The organism is Paraburkholderia sp. SIMBA_054 (assembly GCF_046534875.1).
Taxonomy (GTDB): Bacteria; Pseudomonadota; Gammaproteobacteria; order Burkholderiales; family Burkholderiaceae; genus Paraburkholderia; species Paraburkholderia hospita.
Window position 1 is genome coordinate 1 of record NZ_JAWRXV010001861.1, and the last position, 230, is coordinate 230.

The 230-nt window shown below is 59.6% G+C and carries 1 protein-coding gene; it reads right to left on the bottom strand.

Annotated features, from left to right (window positions below):
- Positions 1-230: S41 family peptidase (locus SB822_RS61495; RefSeq protein ID WP_410859720.1), on the bottom strand; the 230-nt coding region annotated here is incomplete at both ends.

The following is a 230-nucleotide window of genomic DNA, read 5'->3' on the forward strand; positions in this document are numbered from 1 at the left end:
CTGCACCGAGCCCTTGCCGAAGGTCGTCTTGCCGACGATCAACGCGCGATGCTGATCCTGCAGCGCGCCCGCGACGATCTCCGACGCCGACGCCGAATACGCGTTGGTCAGCACGACCATCGGCACCGTCTTGAAGATCGGCGCTTCGTCCTTCAGCGGATCGCTGTCGAAAGATTGCAAACGGTAGTTGTCGTAAGTGTCGCGATAAACCTGCTTCGAATCCGGAATCT